This is a genomic window from Bacillus sp. SRB_331, from assembly GCF_003264175.1.
Taxonomy (GTDB): Bacteria; Bacillota; Bacilli; order Bacillales; family Bacillaceae_G; genus Bacillus_A; species Bacillus_A mycoides.
This window is the reverse complement of sequence record NZ_NADV01000025.1, coordinates 1-1,467: the sequence shown is the minus strand read 5'-3', so window position 1 is coordinate 1,467 and position 1,467 is coordinate 1. Positions and strand designations below refer to the sequence as shown.

Annotated in this window: 1 protein-coding gene; it reads left to right on the top strand. The window is 34.1% G+C overall.

The features are described 5' to 3' along the window. Window positions 1-96: 96 nt before the first annotated feature. Window positions 97-1,430 (top strand): IS3 family transposase gene (locus B5P42_RS16805; RefSeq protein WP_113734727.1). Its coding sequence is split into 2 segments (ribosomal slippage): window positions 97-484 and window positions 484-1,430, totalling 1,335 coding nucleotides; the frame shifts between segments, so codons are not numbered across the junction. Window positions 1,431-1,467: the final 37 nt, after the last annotated feature.

The following is a 1,467-nucleotide window of genomic DNA, read 5'->3' as shown; positions in this document are numbered from 1 at the left end:
TAAAATGTACCCTATAGAATAGACACTGAAAAAAAATCTATTCTATAGGGTATTTCTTGTATAATGAGAGAAAATTGGAATCGGAGAAGGTTTAAAATGACAAAAAAGCTATTTACAGAAAGAGACATTCAAATTCTATCAAATAACCCATATGTAAAATCTGTAAGTCAGAAAGGTATCACTTATACAGATGAATTTAAGCGTATTTTTATTGAGGAGAATGCGAAAGGAAAACTACCCCGAAATATTTTTGAAGAATGTGGTTTTGATATAGATATGATTGGAATGAAACGAATTATGTCATCAGGAAGTAGATGGCGTGCTGCTTACAGAAAAAATGGTGTATTTGGTTTACGAGATACACGCACCGAAAACGCGGGAAGAACTCTTGAGAGAGAGCTTACGTTAGAAGAGAAGTATGCTCGTTTAGAAGCCGAACGGAACTTACTAAAGGCAGAAAATGAATTGTTAAAAAAGATCAAACTTATGGAAGGGAGGATGAGAAGGAAATAACGTTATCACCTAGTCAGAAATATATCCTGATTCGTTCTGTCATCATAAAATATAACTTAAGAAATATGGTGAGTTACTTGTGTAAAGTAGCTGGTGTATCCCGTTCGGGATACTATAATTATTTTTCCATTTCATCTCAAGAACAACGGAAACAAAAGAACGATCAAGATGAAATCGTGAAAGAAATCATATTAAAAGCACTTCGATTTAGAAATCGAAAGAAAGGGGCTCGTCAAATAAAAATGACATTGGCGGGTCATTTTCAAGTTGTCTACAATTTAAAGCGTATCCGTAGAATCATGAAGAAATATGAGATTGTCTGTCCGATTCGGAAAGCAAACCCTTATAAAAGAATGCTGAAAGCTTCAAAAGAACATCGAGTAGTGCCGAATCAATTAAATCGAGAATTTAAACAAAACACCCCAGGAAAAACACTTCTTACAGATATCACTTATTTAGTTTACGGTAAGAATAAAAGAGCTTATTTATCTACAATTTTAGATAGCTCAACCAATGAAATTTTAGCTTACCATGTTTCAGAACAGATGACATTAGACCTCGTAACAACAACTCTTCATAAACTAAAACGGAATAAGAGGATTCGATTGACTAACGGTGCATATATTCATTCAGATCAAGGAGCCCACTACACAAGCCCTACCTACCAAAAATTAGTCAAAAAGCTAAAGCTCGGACAATCTATGTCAAGAAGAGGAAACTGTTGGGATAACGCTCCACAGGAATCATTTTTTGGTCATCTGAAAGATGAAGCACATATAAAACCTTGCGAGTCTTTTACTGAGTTGAAACAAGAGATTAAGAAATATATGACGTACTATAATCACTATAGATATCAATGGAATTTAAAAAAGATGACTCCTGTTGGATACAGAAATCATCTCCTTGATGTTGCCTAACTTTTTTCAAAATGTCCTTTACAAAGGGTACAGATTA